Source organism: Stenotrophomonas sp. JAI102 (assembly GCF_013409105.1).
GTDB classification, from domain to species: Bacteria; Pseudomonadota; Gammaproteobacteria; order Xanthomonadales; family Xanthomonadaceae; genus Stenotrophomonas; species Stenotrophomonas maltophilia_AA.
On sequence record NZ_JACCCI010000002.1, the window covers coordinates 696,135 to 716,886 of the forward strand.

Consider the following 20,752-nt stretch of genomic DNA (forward strand, 5'->3'; position numbering starts at 1 on the left):
CGAGATTCTCCCGGCAGCTCTCTCCGACACCACCTTGAAACCGTGAGCGGGACGGGGCGGGTGGGTTGTCGGGACCATGAGCGCCATGGATGGCGCGACATGAGCCTCCAGGGGTGAAGGCGCATTGCTTGCGAGGCACTGCCTCGCATGCGACTGAACGCCCAGCCGCCAGCGGCTGGGCCGGGCCGCGGAGCGGGATTCACGGCGTGTCCCGCCAACCCACCCGGCCCGGCCCGCCCACCGATAGCCCGGGAAGCGTGCCGCTCCAAGCGACCAACCCGACCACCCTAAGGCGCCCGAGCCGCCTCATCGCGCGTCTCTTCCTGCGCTGCGATCTCCCGCTCGATCCACTCGTCCATCAATCGCCGCGCACGCTGCGCGCGGCGCCGCTGCAGTGCATGCTCCATGTCCAGCACCCGGTACAACGACCACATCACCGCCAGCATCAACAACGCGAACGGCAACGCCGCGATCGTGATCATCCCCTGCAGCGCATTGAGTCCACCGGCCAACAACAGCACGCCCGCGATCAACGCAATCGCCACGCCCCACACCATCCGGCGCGCCAACGGCGGATCGCCGGCCTCCTCCGTCGACATGGTCGCCAGCACCAGCACCGCCGAATCGGCCGAGGTCACGAAGAAGATGATCAACAGCACCAGTGCGACAACCGACAACATCATGGGCATCGGCAGGCTGTCGAACATCGTGAACAGCACCGTCTCGTAACCATTGCCCAGCGCCTGCGCCAGGTCCACGTGGCCGAAAATCTGCGACCACAGCGCCGTGCCGCCGAACACCGAGAACCACAGGAAGCCCAGCACGCTCGGTGCGATCACCACGCCCAGTACGAACTCGCGGATGCTGCGCCCTCGCGACACGCGCGCGATGAACGAGCCCACGAACGGCGCCCACGCGATCCACCAGGCCCAGTAGAAGATCGTCCAGTCCGCCACCCAGGTGCTGCCCGAGAACGGCGACATACGCAGGCTCATCGTCACCAGCGAATTGAGGTACGAACCGATCGTCGTGGTGAAGGTGTCGAAGATGAAGCCGGTCGGCCCCAGCACCAGGATCAGCGCCAGCAGCAAGGCCGCCAGGCCGAGATTGAAGTTCGACAGCCACTTGATACCGCGGTGGACACCGCTGGTGGTGGAGGCCATGTACAGCACGAATGCCACCGCGATGATGGTCAGTTGCACCGGCACCGTGGACTGGAGGCCGAACACGCGCTCGAGGCCGGCGGCGATCTGGATCGTACCGAAGCCCAGCGTGGTGGCAACGCCGATCGCGGTGGCCACCACCGCAGCGACGTTGACGACCGTGCCCATCCAGCCACGGTGATGCGCCCCGATGATCGGTTGCAGTAGATCGCTGATCAGCCCGCGGCCATTGCGGTTGAACTGGAACCACGCCATCGCCAGGCCGATCAGGGCATAGATCGCCCACGGATGCAGGCCCCAATGGAAGAACGCATAGCGCATCGACGCGCGCGCCGCTTCCATGCTCTGTGGTGCCAATCCTTCCGGCGGTTTCACGAAGTGCGAGATCGGTTCGGCCGCGCCCCAGAACACCAGGCCGATGCCCATGCCCGCAGCGAACAGCATCGACATCCAGCTCGCATTGGAAAAATCAGGTTCGGCATCTTCACCGCCGATGCGCAGTGAACCGAAGCGGCCGAAGGCCAGGTAGATCAGGAACGACAGGGTGATGAACACCACCAGCAGGTACAGCCAGCCGGTACTGCGGATGATGGTGGACAGGCCGCTCTGGACGACCTCGTTGAAGGGGCCCGGCGCGAGGCCGGCGATCAGCACGAGCAGTGCGACCAGTGCGATGGAAATGCGGAACACCATGAAGGCGTGTCTCCGATCAGTAGGGGCGAGCCGAGGCTTGCAATCTCCAGCGGCACAGCGGCAACGACTGGGGCGGATCAAGCCGGTCGAGGCCGGTCAGTACGGACGTCAATGGCGTCGAGCAGAGCGTGGTGCGCGCACGATGTGGGATTTCACCCCCTGTATCGCACCGCATACCGCGCCGCAGCATGGTAGTGCATCGGGTGTCGGCGCTGTGTTCACATCCAACCCGTACCCGCCAGTGCGCGCCTCACCCGTGTGCCCCTCGCGCTCGCCTTTGTGGTCTAATTCGGCCCGAAGCGGGGGTACCGCGGCCCAGTGGCCAAGGTTGAGACAGTCCCTTCGAACCTGATCCGGTTGATACCGGCGTAGGGAAGCTTCGCATCTGCAGATGCATTGCGCCGTAGGGCCACCGCGCCCGGAGACCGCCCGCAATCCGTCCGTCGAGCGCCGCCGTTTCGTCCCTCCCATGCGAGTCCCTCGCATAGAACCGCACAGTCCCTGTGCGGGGATTGAACCTAGGACGATGCCTCGATGAACGCACAGCTCTCCGCCCTGCAGCAACAGGCCCAGCAACTCTCCGAATCGGTCACCCGGCCGATTCCCGGCTCGCACAAGATCCACGTGCAGGGCTCGCGCAGCGATCTGCAGGTGCCGATGCGCGAGATCACGCTGACCCGCACGCCCACCTTGTTCGGCGGCGAGGAGAACGCGCCGGTCACCGTCTACGACACCTCCGGTCCGTACACCGACCCGGGTGTTGCCATCGACCTTTCGGTCGGCCTGCCTGCGCTGCGCGCCGCCTGGGTGGCCGAGCGAGGCGATACCGAAGTGCTGGAGGGTCTGAGCTCCGCGTTCGGCCGCTCGCGCGAAACCGATGCCCGGCTCGACGCGGTGCGGTTTCCGTCGCGCCTGCAACCGCGACGCGCGTTGGCCGGCGCCAACGTCACCCAGATGCACTACGCACGCCGCGGCATCATCACGCCGGAGATGGAGTTCGTGGCGATCCGCGAGAACCAGCGCCTGGACGCGATCCGCGATGCCGCGCTGCTGAAGCAGCACCCCGGCGAGTCCTTCGGCGCCTCGATCCCGAGGATCATCACGCCCGAATTCGTCCGTGACGAGATCGCCCGCGGCCGCGCGGTGCTGCCCAACAACATCAACCACCCGGAAAGCGAGCCGATGATCATCGGCCGCAACTTCCTTACCAAGATCAACGCCAACATCGGCAACAGCGCGGTGTCCTCCGGCATCGCCGAGGAAGTGGAGAAGCTGGTCTGGGCGATCCGCTGGGGCGGCGACACCGTAATGGACCTGTCCACCGGCAAACACATCCATGAAACGCGCGAATGGATCCTGCGCAACTCGCCGGTGGCGATCGGTACCGTGCCGATCTACCAGGCCCTGGAGAAGGTCGATGGCCGCGCCGAAGAACTGAACTGGGCGATCTTCCGCGACACCCTGATCGAGCAGGCCGAGCAGGGCGTGGATTACTTCACCATCCACGCCGGCGTGCTGCTGCGTTACGTGCCGCTGACCGCCAAGCGCGTGACCGGCATCGTCTCGCGCGGTGGCTCGATCATGGCCAAGTGGTGCCTGGCACATCACAAGGAGAACTTCCTCTACACGCACTTCGAGGACATCTGCGAGATCATGAAGGCCTACGACGTGACCTTCTCGCTGGGCGACGGGCTGCGCCCGGGCTGCATCGCCGATGCCAACGATGCCGCGCAGTTCGGCGAACTGGAAACCCTGGGCGAGCTGACCAGGATCGCGTGGAAGCATGACGTGCAGACCATGATCGAAGGCCCCGGCCACGTGCCGATGCAGCTGATCAAGGAAAACATGGACAAACAGCTGCGCGAGTGCGGTGAAGCGCCGTTCTACACGCTCGGCCCACTGACCACGGATATCGCGCCGGGCTACGACCACATCACCAGCGCGATCGGCGCGGCGATGATCGGCTGGTACGGCACCGCCATGCTCTGCTACGTGACGCCGAAGGAACACCTCGGCCTGCCCAACCGCCAGGACGTGCGCGACGGCATCATGGCCTACCGCATTGCCGCGCACGCCTCGGATCTGGCCAAGGGCCATCCCGGCGCGCAGGTGCGCGACAACGCACTGAGCAAGGCGCGTTTCGAGTTCCGCTGGGAGGACCAGTTCCACCTTGGGCTGGATCCGGAGAAGGCCAAGGAATTCCACGACGAGACGCTGCCCAAGGATGCGCACAAGCTCGCCCATTTCTGCTCGATGTGCGGCCCGCACTTCTGCTCGATGAAGATCACCCAGGACGTGCGCGACTATGCGGCGGGGCAGGGGTTGGATACGCACCAGGCGCTGGAAGCCGGCATGGCGGAGAAGTCCGCCCAGTTCCGCGATCTGGGCGCCGAGGTGTATCGCCAGGAGTGAGGCAGTGGCCGGGGCGGTGCCCGCCGCCCCGGCCATCATCCAGTGCCCGCGCGATTCCGGCTAAGCTCGGCGCGACCAGGCAGGGGCGGGGACAACGATGGCGATAGCACGCAGCACCAAATGGTTGGCGATCGCGCGCCGGCATCCCTCGGCGTGGCTGCTGGCGGTGCAACTGCTGGGCGTGCTGCTGTACCCGGCGATGGACGAGGCCGGCGCCAGCCGCGCGCTGTTCGGTGCGTTCGGGATCGCGGTGCTCGGTCTGGCCCTGTGGGTGGTACGCCGCAGCCCGTTGGGAATGTGGGTGGCGCTGGTGCTGGCGATCCCCTCGGTGGTGTTCTCGATCTCGGGCGCGCTGTTGGGGCGTCCGGCGCTGGCCACCACCGCCCAGCTGCTCGAATGCCTGCTGTACTTCTATACCGCCGGCAGCCTGATCGCCTACATGCTGCAGGACCACAAGGTCACCCGTGACGAGCTGTTCGCCGCAGGGGCCACCTTCACGCTGTTGGCCTGGGCATTCGCCTTCGCGTTCGCGGTGTGCCAGCAGTGGTACCCAGGCAGTTTCATGGCAACCAGCGAGAGCGAACTGCGCACCTGGATGGAGTTGCTTTATCTGAGCTTCAGCTTGCTGTCCGGCGTCGGACTGAGCGACGTGGTGCCGATCCATGCGCAGGCACGGGCGCTGGTGATGCTGGAACAGTTCGCCGGTGTGATGTACGTAGCGCTGGTGGTGTCGCGCTTGGTCGGACTCACGATGATACGTCGCATACAAAGCTGAATCGCGCATAAAAAATTCGCGCCCGAAGGCGCGAATGCTGAATCGATTTATGTGGATTCGTCGGCGAGAGAGAGCCTGGTGTTGGCCACACGCACAGGTGCGGTTAACCCACATAGGCTAGTATTCGCGCGCTTCAGTGTTTTTGCGCTTTGCGCTGATGCCTTGTGCGGAATCTGGCGGTTCGTTCGGTCGTTGTCGATTGTGATGAATGCTGCGTTCCCGTAGTCCTGCATTCACTCGTGTCACCGGAATGATCATCAACGACAGTGAGCGACCGTCAGCCGATGTAGTTCGAATCGGCGATTGCACCGTCATTCTTTCCTCGCGGGAAGTGATGGTGGTGGGCGTGCGTCGCCCGCGCCGGTTGACGCCCAAGGCGCTGGGCGTATTGAAGGCATTGATGCGCTCACCGGGCGCCGTGGTGACCCGCGACGAACTGTTCGCCGAGGTCTGGCCGGATACGCTGCCCACCAACGACGTGCTGACCCAGGCCGTCACCCAGCTGCGCAAGGCCTTTGCCACCGACGAAGAAGCCGGTACGGCCTATATCGAAACCATCGCCAAGACCGGCTATCGCCTGCTCGTGCCCGTGAGTGCGGTCGAGGACGTGCGGGGCCTGGCGGCGGTGGACGGCGTCGACCCCGAGGCGCTGGATGACGCCACGCTGCTGCCTCCGGCCACCGCGCCGTCGCGCAGGCGCGTTGACGGCCCGCTGCGCCGGCAGTGGCGCCGCACCCGGCGCTACATCCTGCTCGCCATCGGCGTGGCGATGTTGATCGCCCTGCTGGTCATGGCCGCCCTGCTGGTACAGCGCGAACGACCCGCCACCGCGGTGGACGCCGCGATCGAGGATGGCACCCGGGTGATCGGCAGCCCGCAGCGGCCGTACCGGCTGATCACCGCCACCTCGGGCTTCGAGACGTATCCCACGCTGTCCCCGGATGGTTCGCAGGTCGCCTACGAGGCTGATACGCCGGCACGCCAGGGCAGTGTCATCAAGGTGCAGACCTCCGGCAACGCGCCGGCACGCATCCTGATGGATACGCCGGCCACGTACTCCGACCGGTTCCCGAACTGGTCGCCCAACGGGCGCGACATCGCCTTCGCGCGGTTCGGTCCGGACGGCAGTTGCGAGGTCATCATCTCGAGCGCCACCGGCGGTGCCCTGCGTCATGTCACCCGCTGCGATGGCACCGAGTTGCTCAGCTTCGACTGGACCCCGGACGGTCGCGGCCTGCTGTTCGGCTCACTGTCGGGCAAGTACGCGCATCGCGGCATCCGGACCCTGAACATCGCCAGCGGGAGCTGGACCGCGCTCGACTACACGATCGATGCGGACAGCTTCGAATACGCGCCGCGCTATTCGCCCGACGGCCGCTGGATCGTGTTCGTGCGCAATCCGCAGGTTGGCGATCTGTGGCGGATTCCGGCCGAGGGCGGAACGCCGGAACAGCTCACCAACGATTCGGCGGAAATCCGCGGCTGGGCCTGGCGCAGCGACAGCCGCCACATCGTGTTCGGCCGCCGCGTGGACAGCGAAGCGCGCCTGTATGAACTGGATACGCGCACGCGCACGCTGCGTGACCTGGGGCTCGACGATGCCCAGGCGCCGGCGTTGTCGCGCAGCAACAACATGCTGGCCTTCATGCACCGCCGTGCGCAGTTCGGGCTGTTCAAAGTGCCGATCGGGGCGGAGGGCCCGGGCGTGCCCGAACGGCTGTTCGCCTCGGGCGGGCGTGATGCACAGCCCATGATCGCGCCGGATGGCCGGCAGCTGGTCTTCAGCTCCAACCGCTCCGGCAGTTATGCGCTGTGGTGGGCGGACCTGCAGCGGCCTGAATCGCTGCGGCCGATCGAAGGCCTGCGCCCGGAAACCCGCCAGATTCCGGACTGGTCGCGCGACGCCCGCCATCTGCTGGTGCTGGGGCGTGATGAACACGCCAATCCGGCCATCTTCGAAGTGTCCCCGCGCGACGAGCAGACCGTGCGCCTGGCGGTGCCGGTGGCGCAGCCGCTGCAGGCCCTGTACGGGCAGCGGCCGGAACAGCTGCTGGTGGTCGAGCGCGATCGCGACGAACGCATGCGTCTGTCGCTGTTTGATCGCACCACCACGCCCTGGCGCTTGCTGGGCAGCATCGAGGGCGTCTCCCAGGCACGCTATGACGTGGCGGGCGAACGCGTGCTGTTCACCCGCTTGTCCGCCAGTGGCCTGTGGTCGGCCGATGTCGCGCTGACGCCGCAGAGCATCCGCCAGGTGCGCAGCGATCAGCCCTCGCGCTGGCGGTACCGCGCATGGACCGTCTCCGGCAATGGGCAGATCGACTACCTGGCCAACCGCGCCGATTGCGCCACCGTGTTCGCCCGCCTCAGCGCGACCTCGGGCGGCGGCCCGCACTGCCTGGACGCGGATCGGCTGGGCACCGGCAATGGATTCAGCGCAAGCCCGGATGGCAGTGCGGTGTATGTCGCCCTTGCCGTGGCCGATGGGTCCGACATCGGGATCATGAGCCTGCCCGAAGCGACCTCGTCGTTCTTTCCGGCCTTCTCCAACCCACTGTTTATGAAGGGAAAAGATCCTTCGTAAGTTCTTCGTGAGGTTGTCGTGCCGAATTCGGATCAATCTCGCCAAGACGTCCTGAGGGCAGTGGCCTGATTTGGCAAAACTGCACGCCAGCAAAGGCAAACTCACGGTGCAGTCATGCGTCAGCTCTCCCTGGCCGATCGCGGTCAATCTCTTTCCCTGGACAAGGCCATCGACGATGGCGCGTTGCCGAACTGCCTGGGCGTTGCCCGGTTGGGCAGCCTGCAGACCGCTGGCACGACGTTCACGGTCTGGATGCAGGTGCGTGGCAGCGCATGGGTGGAATCCAAGGAGGGCAAGTTCCGTCTGCGCCAACGTGAGTGGATCGCCTTCGAGAAGGACTCCAAGCCGTTGGTGCAGGCCGGGCGCGATGGCCTGTGCATCGGCTTGAGCCTGTCGCCGGATGCGCTGCGCGCGCTGGGCGAACTGGCCGACTGCAACCTCTATGCGGGCCGCGGCACGATGACGCGTGGCGAAATGCGCGTGGCGATGCGCCTGTGGCGTGACGCACTGACCAGCGACCGGCCGATGCAGGGCCTGCGTCCGGCGTTGCTGCACCTGGCGGCACTGCAGCAGGGCATGGCCACCGGCGTGCAGCGTTGCCCGGGCCGTTCGCGCAGCCGCAAGCGCCAGGTGTTCGGACGCATGCAGCGCGCGCGCCTCTACCTGGAAGGCAACAGTCACCGCGTGGTGCGCATCGGTGAACTGGCCGAGCTCACCAACTTCTCCAGCTGGTACCTGTCCAAGACGTTCCAGAGTCTGTACGCGGAGAGCCCGCAGTCGCTCTCGGCGCGCCTGCGCCTGGAGCGTGCGGCCGATCTGCTGCGTGATACCGACATGATGGTGGGCGAGGTGGCCGCGGCCAGCGGGTTTGACAACTGCTGCAGCTTCGCACGGGCGTTTCGGGCCCGTTTTGGGCTGTCTGCGTCACGCTACCGTGAGGCAGGTGCGAACCTGTCGCCAGAGTCGGCAAAGCCTTTGGTTGCATCACGCAAATAATTAGCTGCAACGCAATCGTAACTTTCCGAGGCGGTTTAACACGCTACTAACGTACCTCGGAGAGATAAATGAATTTTCGTACTCCTGCAGTGCGGCTGGGCCTCCTGCCCGCCGGCATTGCGCTCGCGCTCGTGCCGAGCTTTGCCTCGGCGCAGGAAGCTGCTGCCGGCACCACTGACCTGGACCGTATTTCGGTCACCGGCTCGCGCATCCGCGGTGCCAACATGGAGACCCAGCAGCCGATCCTGACGATGACCCGTGAAGCCCTGGAAAAGCAGGGTTACACCTCCGTCGCCGACGTGCTGCAGAACATGACCTCGGCCGGTTCCCCGGCCATCTCGCGTTCGGAATCGCTGGCCTCGGGCGAGGACGTGGGCGGCTACTACGTCGACATCCGCAACCTCGGCGCGCAGCGTACGCTGGTCCTGATGAACGGCAAGCGCCTGGGCGCATCCACCTCGGGCCTGCAGGATCTGAGCCAGATCCCGATGGCCGCCATCGAGCGCATCGAGATCCTGAAGGACGGCGCCTCGTCGATCTACGGCTCCGACGCCATCGCCGGCGTGGTCAACGTGATCACCCGCAAGCGCGTGGAAGGCGGCGAAGCCAGCGTCTACTTCGGCCAGTACGGCAAGGGCGACGGTTCGACCAAGCAGTACTCCTTCACCCTGGGTTCGGAAGGCGAGCGCGGTGGCATCACCATGGCCGCCGAGTACTACAAGGCCGATCCGGTGTGGGCGAGCGATCGCTTCTTCAGCCGTGACGGCAATGCCGGTCCGAACTACCCGGGCTCGGGCAACAGCCCGATCAACCAGAACGGCGCGTTCTGCGAGCCCTGCCTGACGCCGGACCTGGAAGAAGGCCAGCCGGGCTACGTCGGTTCGGCCGACCAGCGCTGGTTCACCCTGCGCGAAGGTGGCGATCCGACCAATCGTGCCGACTACCGCGCCGAAACCTCGGCTGATCGCGTCAATGCCAACCAGCAGATGATGGTTCAGACCGGTATCGAGCGTAAGTCCGTGTACGTCAACGGCAACTACGACCTGACCGATTCGATCACCTTCAACGCGGACGTGCTCTACAACGAGCGCACCACGGACCAGCAGATCGCCGGCTACCCGTACCAGTCGCAGGCCTTCGGCACCAAGCTGTCGGCTGACAGTGCGTTCAACCCGACCGGCACCGACCTGGACTTCCGTCGTCGCCTGTGGGAAATGCCGCGTACCACCGAAAGCCAGCTGAAGACCCTGCGCTTTGCGCCGACCGTCAGCGGCTTCTTCGAGTTCGGCGGCAAGACCTGGGATTGGGACGTCGGCGCGCTGTGGAACCGCAACGAATCGACCAAGACCGGCCATGGCGACATGAGCCTGATCGCGGCTCGCCAGGCGCTGGGTGCTTCCTACATCGACGGCAATGGTGTTGCGCAGTGCGGCTCGCCGGGTGATGCAGTCACCGGTTGCCGCCCGTGGAACCCGCTGCTGCCGTACGGCGTGGCAGGTCAGGGCTCGCTGGCCGATCCGGCCACGCAGGCCTTCCTGTTCCCGTACTTCACCGACACCGGCTACACCAAGACCACCAGCTACACCGCCAACCTGTCCGGCTCGCTGTTCGAGCTGCCGGCCGGCGAAGTGGGTATCGCGATGGGCGTGGAGCACCGTGAAGAAGAAGGCCGTTTCTCGCCGGACGCGTTCGCGCAGTCGGGTCAGTCGACCGGTCTGGGCGCTCAGACCACCCAGGGCAAGTACGAGCTGGACGAGTTCTACCTGGAACTGAATGTGCCGATCCTGTCGGATCTGCCGTTCGCCAAGGAACTGACCCTGAACGCTGCAAGCCGTTACTCGGACTACAGCAACTTCGGCGACACCATCAACTCCAAGTTCGGCTTCACCTGGCGTCCGCTGGATGAACTGCTGGTGCGTGGTACCTACGCTCAGGGCTTCCGTGCTCCGTCGATCAACGATCTCTACGGCGGCCTGAACAGCAGCTTCGAGTCGTACACCGATCCGTGCGGCATCACCGCGCCGGGCAGCGTCAACGGCAACGCCTCGTGCTCTGCTGCTGGCGTGCCGGTGGGCTACACCCAGGTGGGCCAGGGCCTGACCCCGTGCACCGCGACCCCGTGCGCGACGCCGGACCAGTTCATCTCCGGCTCCAACGAAAACCTGAAGCCGGAAACCTCGAAGAGCACCACCTTCGGCATGGTCTGGAGCCCGCGTTGGGTGCAGGGCCTGGACATCTCGCTGGATTGGTACAAGTACGAAATCAGCGACATGATCATCGCTGACAGCGTCGACCGTATCCTGCGCGAGTGCTACGTGGCCGGTGACGCATCGCGTTGCGCCAGCCATACCCGTGCAGCCGATGGTCACATCAACTCGATGACCTACGGCCTGGCCAACCTGGGCCGCATGGAGACCGAAGGCTACGACCTGGGCATCAAGTACCGCCTGCCGGAACTGTCGATCGGTCAGTTCGCCATCGATTGGCAGACCAGCTACCTGTCCAAGTACGACGAAGAAACCCAGAACGGTGAAGGCAACACGGTCATGGAAGGCAAGGTTGGCGACGCCGGCCTGTTCCGCGTCCGTTCCAACGTCGGCATCACCTGGTCGCGTGGCGATTTCGGCGTGTCCTACATGGCCCGTTACTACTCGGGCATGAAGGAAGACTGCGTCGCTGCACGTCCGTGCACCCTGCCGGACCGTTACGTCAACGGCGATGCAATGCCGGTCCGCAAGACGGGTTCGAACACGTTCCACGACCTGCAGGTCAGCTACAACGCGCCGTGGGATGCCACGATCGCGCTGGGTGCGAACAACGTGTTCGACAAGCAGGGCCCGATCATGTTCACGCAGCCGAACTCGAGCTTCGCCTACTACGGCGGCTTCGACATCGGTCGCTTCCTGTACATGAAGTACACCCAGCGCTTCTGATCCATCGAAGCATTGGTGCAAAAAAAAGGAGGGTGGACCGCAAGGTCCGCCCTCTTTGCATTGTGGGGTAAGGAAAATCTGAGTTTCAGCGAAGGGTGATCCGCCTCACGTTTCGAGCGGAAATGCAGTTGATACCGTCAATTGGTCCAATCGTGGACGATTGAGAGATCGATATGAAAATGACGCTCGCTCAGAAGACTTCCGCTGTCCTGCTTGCCTCCCTGGCGACTGCGGCCAGTGCATCGCCCGGCCTGATCATCTGCGGGGGAGGGCGCTACTGCGAAGATGTCCGCGTTGAATGCCTCGCCGACGGTGGCTCTGCCGGCATGTGCGAGCGCCTGTGGCGCCTGTGCGTACTGGACGCCTGTCCGCAGCGCTGACACGAGATGGCGCGCCGCCGGGCGCAAGGCACCCGCTAGCGCTTCTCATCCATCGACGCGCTGCGGAAAAGCTAGGGAGGGCAGGCCACAGGGTCTGCCCTTTTTGCTGCGTCAGGAGTTTTCGGGGGCGACGCTGTGCTTCCGCCCTAGTCGATGCCGAGCGGTATTCCTATTCGAAGCATCCCTGCAGATCGTTAGCTTGCCTATCTCAGGTCCTATATACGGCTGGGGGCACGCTATGTGGAGACATTACGGGAATTGGGGGGAGCCTCGTACGGGTGAACCCGGCAAAGGCGGCCTATTGTTGGTGCCGCGCGTCGCGCTGACCCTGGCAATGCTGGGCTGCTCGCTGCCGGCAGGGAGCCAGGAGCTCACGCCGCTGATGCCCTATCAAGAGCACGAAAAGCGAATCCGATCGGGCCAGGAAGTCGAGCCGCTGACGTCCGAGCTGTTTGGCGACTCGATCAGTCTGTACACCGGGGCGACGGAGTTTGTCGTCGTGGACATTGATCTGCCGGGCAACAATGAACTCCCTGTCCAGATCAAACGGCGTTTCAAGGTAGAGCGGCGTTCGGAGCTTGAGAACTTTGGAGGGTTCGGGGTTTGGGACCTGGATATCCCATATATCTACGGCAATTTTGATCGCCACGTGAAGTGGAACGAGTGGAACGCGAACGCAGCCGATCCGCGCCGGTGCACGCCGGGAAACTGGGGTCCCCCCGTTCCGGAAGAGCCTTTCGAGATGGGCGATCTTTTCACCGGCATCCGCATACACCTTCCTGGCTCAGGCGACCGCGATCTCCTTGTCAAGAGCGATCGCAACCCGAACACGCCAACGGACGGCCGCGTCTATTCTTACGTGGCCCAGGACTTCACCAGCGTGACCTGCGTCGCTGGGACAGTGAATGGCTATCCGGGCGAAGGATTTGTAGTGGTGACGTCCGACGGCCTGCGCTACACGTTGAATGCCGGCCGGGAGCGCCACGGCGGCAACCTGGCCAAGTACAAGTTCAACACCTCCGGAGGGTCCATCCGGAAAAAAGGCAGGACGCAGGTGTTTCTGATGGCCAGTCGCGTGGAAGACCGGCATGGCAACTGGGTGAACTACCACTACAGTGACGACAGGCTGGTCGCGATCGAGGCGAGCGACGGGCGGCGAATCGACCTGCACTACATCGGCAACACCGTCAGCGAAGTCTCGGCCAACGGCCGCGTATGGCGCTACGAGTATGCGCCCGTGACGTTCGGCCTGAACCTTCAGAACCACCTCCTCACTGCCGTGAGACAGCCTGACGGATCGTCCTGGACGTACCGGTACGAGGACACCGACGGTTGTACCGGTGTGGGGGTGGGGTGCCCGGGAATGCTCGGACCTGAGTACCACCAGTTGGACGTTGACCTGATCGGTGATCGACGATGCCCTGAGCCGTTTCCGGGAGTGGATCTGTTCACGCTCTCAGCAACACATCCGTCGGGAGCGACCGGACATTTTCGCTTCGGTTACGAACGTTTCCACAGAACGTCAATGCCTGCGGACAGCTGCATCCCGACGCACGTCCCCGGTTTGGAGCCCCCGAAGTATCAACTGCGCACGCCGGACTACTTCGATCTCTATTCCATCCACGAGAAAACGCTGGCCGGCCCTGGAATTCCAGAGCAGTCATGGAGCTATGGCGCAACCGGTCCCGTATGCAGGAACGGTGCAGACTGCCCGGATCGCAAGAGCAGTTTTGTCCGGCAGCCGGACGGTACGAAAATCGAACGGATTTTCGGCATCCGATACGGGGTCAATGATGGGCGACTGCTTGAGACCCGCGTCATCGACGCAGACGGCAGTGTAGTCAAGACAGAGACGACGGACTACGTAACGGAGACAGAAGCGCCCTCCCTGCCGTTCCCGGACTTCTATGGGTCCAGCCACTACGGCCCGGACGATCCGACAGCCCTTCGATTGAGGCCTGCGCGGCAGACCACCATTCATCAGGATGGAGAGACTTTCCAACACACCGTCACCAGGTTTGATGAACTGGCCCGCCCGGTCGAGGTCACCAAGGCAAGCAGTCTGGACTACGGGCGCTACCGCCGTGCTGAGCGCATCCGATACCACGACAACAGATCGACGTGGACGCTTGGCCAAGTGCAGAGCGTCACGCACGTTTATCCCACACCGGCGGTTGTGGTGTCGCAGACCGACTATGACGCGGCCGACCTCCCATGGCGAACCTATCGCTTCGGGGCATTGCAGCAGACGATGGCATATCACCTCGATGGTAGTCTCGCCGCGCTGCAGGATGGAAAGGGCAACACAACCACGCTGGCCGCCTGGAAGCGCGGCATTCCCCAGCACATGGTGTACGCCGACGGCACGTCCCGTCTGTCCACCGTGGACGACAATGGTTGGATTCGCTCGGTGACCGATGAAAATGGATACGCCACCCGTTACGACTACGACGCGGGGGGGCGGATTACCAGGCTGGATCACCCTGAAGGCGATACGGTGGCATGGGAGCCTACGCTGTCCAGCTTCATTCGTTCGACAGAGCGGCGATACGGATTGCCGGCCGGCCACTGGCAGAGGCATGTGAACACCGGCAACGCACGCGAATCGACCTACTTCGATGCGTTCTGGCGACCAGTGGTTGAGGAGCGCTTCGATGCGACCGATCCGGCGCAGACCCTGAGCCAGACCCTGCATCGCTACGATTCACTGGGAAGAAAGGTCTTCCAGTCGTTCCCGTTGCGTGGCCTCAGCACCCATGCCGACGCCGTCAACGGAACCAGGAGCCACTTCGACGGATTGGGGAGAGTGGTGAGGCATGAACAGGACAGTGAACTGGGGGTGTTGGCGACGGTTACGGAGTACCTGTCCGGGTTCAAGCAGCGCGTGACCAACGCCCGTGGTTACAGCACGCTGACGTCCTACGCGGCGTACGACAAGCCAGGTACGGACTTGCCGGTCGCCATCGTGCATCCGGAGGGAAGTTTCACCGAGATCGTTCGCGACCGCTTTGGTATGCCCGCCGCGCTGCGCAGGCGAGATGTGGACAGCAGGACGGCTGTCACCCGGCAGTATGTCTACGACGCGCATCGCCGACTATGCAAGACGATTGAACCTGAAACAGGTGCGACGGTGCAGGACTATGACGCGGCGGGCAACGTTGCGTGGACGGCTGCAGGTCTGAGTCTTACGGGGGCGCTGGAGTGCAGCACGGAGCAGGCGAATGCATCGGGCCGCGCAGTCCGACGGCAATACGACGCCCGGAACCAACTGGTCGCGATGATCTTTCCGGACGGAAACGGTGACCAGAGGTGGTCCTACTGGCCCGACGGGAAAGTGAAGTCCATCGCCACAACCAACGATGGGCGAATCGCGACCAACAGCTACAGTTACAACAAACGCGGGCTGCTGATCGCTGAAAGCCTGCTCCAGTCTGATGCCAGGATATGGCCTTTTTCTTACACCTATAGCGCGTCAGGCGCACTGTCGGAGCAACGCTATCCTTCAGGGCGCGTGATCGACTACGCACCGAACGCCCTCGGGCAGCCAACGCGTGCGGGGGCGTTTGCCGCGGACGTGCGCTATTTTCCCAACGGTTCCATGGCTAGCTATCGGTACGGCAACGGGGTCGTGCATTCGCTGAGTCAGAATGTGCGTGGGCTCCTCGAGCGCAGTCGGCACAGCAACGATCAGGGGGTCGTACTGGATGACAGCTATGACTACGACGGCAATGGCAACGTCCTTGCCATCAGCGACGGGCTGACTGGGAGCCGCGGAAATCGCGACATGTCCTACGACGGGTTGGACAGGCTGACGACGGCCGCCTCACCGATGTTCGGCGACGCGCAGTATCGCTACGACGTCCTGGACAACCTGACGAGTGTCAAGGTCGCGGACCGTGACCACAGCTACGCCTACGATGCACGTAATCACCTGACCAATGTAGTGGACGCAGGGACCGGCGCCACATTGGTCGGGCTGCGCTACGACGATCAGGGAAACCTTTTCCGAAAGAATGGCCAGTCGTATCAATTCGACTTCGGCAACCGCCTGAGGGAGGTCGTCGACAAGGAGCGATATCGCTATGACGGGCACGGGCGCAGAATCCGTGCCGCGAGCCCCTCTCTGGGGGAAATCGTTTCGGTGTATGACCGAAAGGGGGCGCTGCGTGTGCAGCACAACACACGCATGGCGACGTCCAGCGACTACATCCTACTCAATGGTACTCAAGTCGCACGGGTCGACGGCTTGATTGCGCCCGCAGCGCCGACGATCACACTCCCGGGATACAGCACGGACGGCGCCTACGCAATGCAGTGGAGTGCGGTGCCGGGCGCTCAGATATTCGAATTGCAGGAATCAGAGAATGGCGCCGGCTGGTCCACTGTCATCACCGGTGCTGCTCGTGAGCACGCGGTCTCCGGAAAGACACAAGGACATGTCAGCTATCAAGTGCGGGCCTGCAATGCGGCCGGGTGCGGAGGGTGGAGCGTGTCGGCAACGATCTTCATCCGCAGGAAACCAGGGCCTTCGGGTGGTGTGACGGCACCACTGATCGGACCGAGCGGCACGTACAGCATCACCTGGCTGCCGCCGATTCCTCGTGAGACCGGCCCGACCACCTATGCCTTGGAGGAGGCCAGGGAAGGGGCTGATTGGGGCGAGGTCTACAGCGGAGCCGAGCTGATGCTCGCGATCTCCGGTAGACCAGCAGGTACGTATCACTACCGTTTGAAGGCCTGTAATCCCTATGGCTGCAGCGACTACGTGCAGGGTGGAAACCCGGTAACGGTGATTTACCCACCGCCGGTCCCCGAGGGGTTGGGCCTCCCACAGGAGAGCCTCACGGGGAGCTACGGGGTGTCATGGCATGCCAGCGTCAACGCCAGCAGCTACCGGCTGGATGAAGCGTTCAATGGCGGAAGCTGGACGCAGGTGCACCACGACGGCGCCACGGTGGCCGCGCTGACTGGTCGGAAGACCGGCCGTTACCAGTACCGGGTCAGGGCATGCAACAGCGTAGGGTGCAGCGCTCATTCGGGGATTCAATTGATCGCAGTCACCGTTGCGCCGACCTACGCACCGTCGATCTCGGCTCCGGCAAACAGCGGCAGTGGCAGCTTTGACGTCAGTTGGTCGGAGGTTCATCACGCCGACAGCTACCAGCTGTTCGAGCAGAATGGTGGCGGCACCGCGCTCATACAGGACGGCGCCAGTCGAGCGCGCGCCGTGGCCGGGAAGGCCAGCGGCAGTTGGGGATATGTGGTGCGTGCGTGCAACAGAGGTGGATGCGGCCCGCTGTCTCCGCAGCGGGCGGTTCAGGTGCTGCGCATTCCTGATGTGCCGTCGATCACCAACTCATTGAAGCTGCAAACCGATAGATCTCCGATCAGAATCGCCTGCGCTGTTTCCTGGACGCCGATAGCGCATGCGGCGCGCTACGAGCTTCGGGCGTATTCCAATGGTCAGCTCTATCAACTGCAGTATGACGGGCCCAGTACTTCGGTCGGCGGCTCGTGGTTGAACTACTACGAACATACCCGGCATTGCGCTTCCCAGCACGTGGTGCGGTCCTGCAATGCCACAGGATGCTCCGCCTGGTCCGCCCCGGTGACGCAATACGTGGAAATCATACCCACTGACCCGGGCGGTGGTGGGATTCCGATCCGTCGGAGGGCGCGGCCATGAGGACATTGTCGACGCTTCTAATGCTTGGAACGGTGCTGGCAGCGGGTGGTGCGCAAGCTGTGACGCAGGAAACGATCAAGTACATCCATACGGATGCGTTGGGCTCGATCGTCGCTGCGACCGACGCCAATGGTCGCGTGATAGAGCGGCGGGAGTACGAGCCCTATGGCGCACAATTGATGCCGGATTTGCAGGACGGGCCGGGGTACACCGGCCATGTCCAGGATGCAGAGACGGGGTTGGTGTACATGCAGCAGCGATATTACGATTCGCATATTGGAATATTCTTAAGTGCAGACCCTGTCCCGGCATACGGAAAATCCACAAATCTGTTCAATCGATACAACTATGGCAACCGGAATCCCTACCGCTACCTTGATCCGGACGGCAGGGTAGGCTGCACAGGCACCAGAATAAAAATTGTTTGTGATAGCGGGGGGGTGCCCGGCCTTCGTACATCCGCCAGGAGCGGGCTGGATACGGGAGATCTCGCCAGGGCAATGTCAGTGGATCCAACTCCGAATGTCAAGCTTCGGGCCGGGGTGCAGCTGAAAGATGATGCGATACAGACTGACCTGCAAGCGTTGAGTAATAGCTTGGATGGAAAGGATATAGATGTAATCAGCGGGTATAGGAGCAAGGAGAAGCAGGATGGATTGATAGCGCAGCGCAACCCACGAGCGGTTAAGTCAAGTCAGCATACGCGTGGTAGTGCGGCCGACATAAAGATTCCGGGTATGACTCAACAAGAAGTCGGGGCGGCAGCTCATAAGCTTGGGCGATTCGAGCGGGTAAATGTATACGGGTCTGCGGCCGCAGGTGTGCATGTCGACTATCTTGATGTCGGCGAGGGAACACAGTTGTACCGCGACTGGACCAGGGTGAATCCATGAAAATTATTCAGGCAGGCATCTTCCTGTTTTGTACTGTTTCTATGAGTTCATCCTATGCCGAGGGAATAGCATTTTGCGTGCTGCCGGGTGAGCGCATCGAGCGTATGTGGGGCAACTGTCCGCAGATAAGGCCGATAACCGAGTACACGGAGGCGGGTGAGGTGCAGGCGTTTGTCGTGTCAACGGGGGGCTATACAGCAACCGTGGTTCCGGACGCTGGGATTGTTGATGTAGTTAGATTCAATCAAGAGCCCTTGCCGATTCCAGGAATAAGCATCGGCGATAGCTTCTCGAAGGTGCGCTCGATCCGCAAAAAAATGGAGCTTGTATTTGGTTGGGAGGAAGGCGGGCATTTGGCGTTACATGACAGGAAAAGTGAGGTGTTCATCGTTTTTGATCTCTACGGCATTCCAGACACCTGGGAGCTGGAAACGGGTGACGAAAGTGCACTTGCGAAGGCTAGGGTCATCGCGGTCTATTGGGGGGAGCGACGATGATCATCGATGCGCACGCTATCAGAGCTCCCCTCGGTCTGCGTAAGAGGAGGAGATATGGGAGTGCATCTTCCGCGCTGGTCTTGGCCATGCTGGCGGTGTTGGTGGCAGCCAGCGCAAGCGCCGAAGACATCGCATTCTGCGTGCGCCCGGTGACAGTGTTGAACAGATGAAGCGTAGCTGCGCTCGTCCGAGACCGATCACCGAACACACGGAGGAAGGCGCCATGACATCGTATGTTGTATCAGCAGGTCTTTATACAGCTACACCGCTCGGCACCCGGCGGCTTACGACTCCGCAACCACCAACACCATTAGCCCATTGGCGTGGTCGCGCCAATGGGGCAGCGTCGATATCGGTTGATTTCTCTGCATGAAGCACTCTCGACGCTTCAGATTCACACAGGCGTTTGCACAGAACAGCAGAGGGTGGACCGCAAGGTCGGCCCTTCTTTTATCGGCTCCATCTCAAGTCCCGCCCCAATTGCAGATTTTTCCGTATTCCCAACCAGTAAGGTCCGTCATTCCATGGCGGCGACGTCCGATGCGACCACCGCAGCCTGGTTGCTAGCGTGCGCCTCAGGCCGAGGTGAGACTGGTGCATAGATCACGGGGCGTGGAATGGAACGGGATCGCGGCGGGTCGACGTGTCGCCGCGCCAAGGCGAGGAAGGCAGCGTGGGGATGTGGCAGTGGGAGCTGACGTGGAGTGCTTCGCTGGGCTGTGGGGGCGTAAAGCATGTGCACCGACTGACGCCCTTGATGATCTATCAGGAACACGCACAGAGCACGATCAGCGCAGGAAGTCGCACCGTTGATCTCCGACTTGTTTAGGGATCTTATCCACCAGTACAGCGGTTCGGCCAAATTATCCATTATCGATGTGGGCCTGCCGGTAAATAATGCTCTGCCGGTTCAAGTGAAGCGCCGTTTTAGCATGGAGCCCTGCCCGGATCTGGAGTATTTCGGCGCCTTTGATGCGGGGGGCTTGGATACTCCCTGCATCGGCCGAAGTTCGAACGAAATGTAAGCCAGGCGCGGGATGGCGCGATTAGAGAATCTAGGAGAAAGGACATCGAGGTGCCATTGCCATGGCCTCTGAAAGAAATTATGAATTCGAAAGGGCGACGCGATTGATCGACATGGGCTTTGCGCGGGATGCCTTGGATATTGCTGAACGCTTCCTCGAGAAGAGCGATGAAGTCAGTCTAATCGCCGGTTATCTTTGTCGTGGCATCGTGTATGAGGAGGGGGGTGTTGGTGTCGAGCGGAACTTGGAGAAGTCGCTGGAGAATTTTCGACGTGTCAGTCTGATATCGCCTTGTTCTGCTTCATTCGTCAACTTGGCTAGAGTGAGTATGAAGCGCAGCGGAGGTCATCAGGATGCACGGCGCTTCTTGAACGTCGCTTTGGACTATCCGCTGATACCAGAGGCTGTTCTCTGCTTGGCCGAATACTACGAAACGAACGTGGAGCCCGATCTGGTATCTGCCAAGAAGTGCCATGCCAAGGCAGCGCGGATGTGGAGGCTTGCCGGATTCCGCGGCTACTCGCGGGTTTGCCGACGCATGGGGCTGAGGCGACAAGCCTTGGCAATAGATCTGCTGAGGATGTTCATCACCCCTGTGTTGATGTTGCTCATTGGAAACCGCGCGCGGGTTACATTCTAGGTGTGTGGATGTCAGGACAGAAAGCGGACGTTGTGCATGCGTTCGGTGAAGTCAACATGGCGAATGAGCACTCTA

Annotated in this window: 12 protein-coding genes and 1 riboswitch; of the genes, 11 read left to right on the forward strand and 1 reads right to left on the reverse strand. The window is 62.8% G+C overall.

Features of this window, described 5'->3' with window-relative positions:
- Nucleotides 1-287 precede the first annotated feature (287 nt).
- Nucleotides 288-1,856 (reverse strand): BCCT family transporter, encoded by a 1,569-nt coding sequence (locus HDC96_RS11720; RefSeq protein ID WP_179460126.1) that lies wholly within the window; start codon nucleotides 1,854-1,856, stop codon nucleotides 288-290.
- Between the two features lie 291 nt (nucleotides 1,857-2,147).
- Nucleotides 2,148-2,249: riboswitch (TPP riboswitch) on the forward strand.
- Nucleotides 2,250-2,390: 141 nt separating this feature from the next.
- Here HDC96_RS11720 and thiC point away from each other — a divergent pair.
- The 11 genes from thiC (at nucleotide 2,391) to HDC96_RS11775 (ending at nucleotide 20,677) form a co-directional block, all read left to right on the forward strand.
- Nucleotides 2,391-4,268 carry a phosphomethylpyrimidine synthase ThiC gene (gene thiC / locus HDC96_RS11725; RefSeq protein WP_179460127.1) on the forward strand — a complete coding sequence of 626 codons (1,878 nt, stop codon included), beginning with the start codon at nucleotides 2,391-2,393 and terminating at the stop codon, nucleotides 4,266-4,268.
- A gap of 97 nt (nucleotides 4,269-4,365) precedes the next feature.
- Entirely contained in the window at nucleotides 4,366-5,043 is a 678-nt protein-coding gene (locus HDC96_RS11730) for an ion channel (RefSeq protein WP_179460128.1), read from the forward strand.
- A 250-nt stretch (nucleotides 5,044-5,293) separates the two neighbouring features.
- Complete coding sequence (locus HDC96_RS11735; RefSeq protein WP_179460129.1) at nucleotides 5,294-7,627, forward strand: winged helix-turn-helix domain-containing protein; 2,334 nt, start codon at nucleotides 5,294-5,296, stop codon at nucleotides 7,625-7,627.
- Between the two features lie 114 nt (nucleotides 7,628-7,741).
- A complete protein-coding gene (locus HDC96_RS11740) occupies nucleotides 7,742-8,623 on the forward strand; it encodes a helix-turn-helix transcriptional regulator (protein ID WP_179460130.1) in 882 nt (293 codons plus the stop codon).
- 68 nt (nucleotides 8,624-8,691) lie between these two features.
- Complete coding sequence (locus tag HDC96_RS11745; RefSeq protein ID WP_179460131.1) at nucleotides 8,692-11,556, forward strand: TonB-dependent receptor; 2,865 nt, start codon at nucleotides 8,692-8,694, stop codon at nucleotides 11,554-11,556.
- Nucleotides 11,557-11,729: 173 nt separating this feature from the next.
- Complete coding sequence (locus tag HDC96_RS11750) at nucleotides 11,730-11,936, forward strand: hypothetical protein (RefSeq protein ID WP_179460132.1); 207 nt, start codon at nucleotides 11,730-11,732, stop codon at nucleotides 11,934-11,936.
- 307 nt (nucleotides 11,937-12,243) lie between these two features.
- Complete coding sequence (locus HDC96_RS11755) at nucleotides 12,244-17,622, forward strand: RHS repeat protein (protein ID WP_343203014.1); 5,379 nt, start codon at nucleotides 12,244-12,246, stop codon at nucleotides 17,620-17,622.
- Nucleotides 17,619-18,515 carry an RHS repeat-associated core domain-containing protein gene (locus HDC96_RS11760; protein ID WP_179460134.1) on the forward strand — a complete coding sequence of 299 codons (897 nt, stop codon included), beginning with the start codon at nucleotides 17,619-17,621 and terminating at the stop codon, nucleotides 18,513-18,515. Before HDC96_RS11755 ends, HDC96_RS11760 begins: the two co-directional genes overlap by 4 nt.
- Nucleotides 18,512-19,012, forward strand: a complete 501-nt coding sequence (locus tag HDC96_RS11765) for a hypothetical protein (RefSeq protein ID WP_179460135.1) — start codon at nucleotides 18,512-18,514, stop codon at nucleotides 19,010-19,012. The genes HDC96_RS11760 and HDC96_RS11765 overlap by 4 nt, the downstream gene beginning before the upstream one ends.
- 809 nt (nucleotides 19,013-19,821) lie before the next feature.
- Nucleotides 19,822-20,037 (forward strand): hypothetical protein, encoded by a 216-nt coding sequence (locus tag HDC96_RS11770; RefSeq protein ID WP_179460136.1) that lies wholly within the window; start codon nucleotides 19,822-19,824, stop codon nucleotides 20,035-20,037.
- Nucleotides 20,038-20,098: 61 nt separating this feature from the next.
- Entirely contained in the window at nucleotides 20,099-20,677 is a 579-nt protein-coding gene (locus tag HDC96_RS11775) for a hypothetical protein (RefSeq protein ID WP_179460137.1), read from the forward strand.
- Nucleotides 20,678-20,752: the final 75 nt, after the last annotated feature.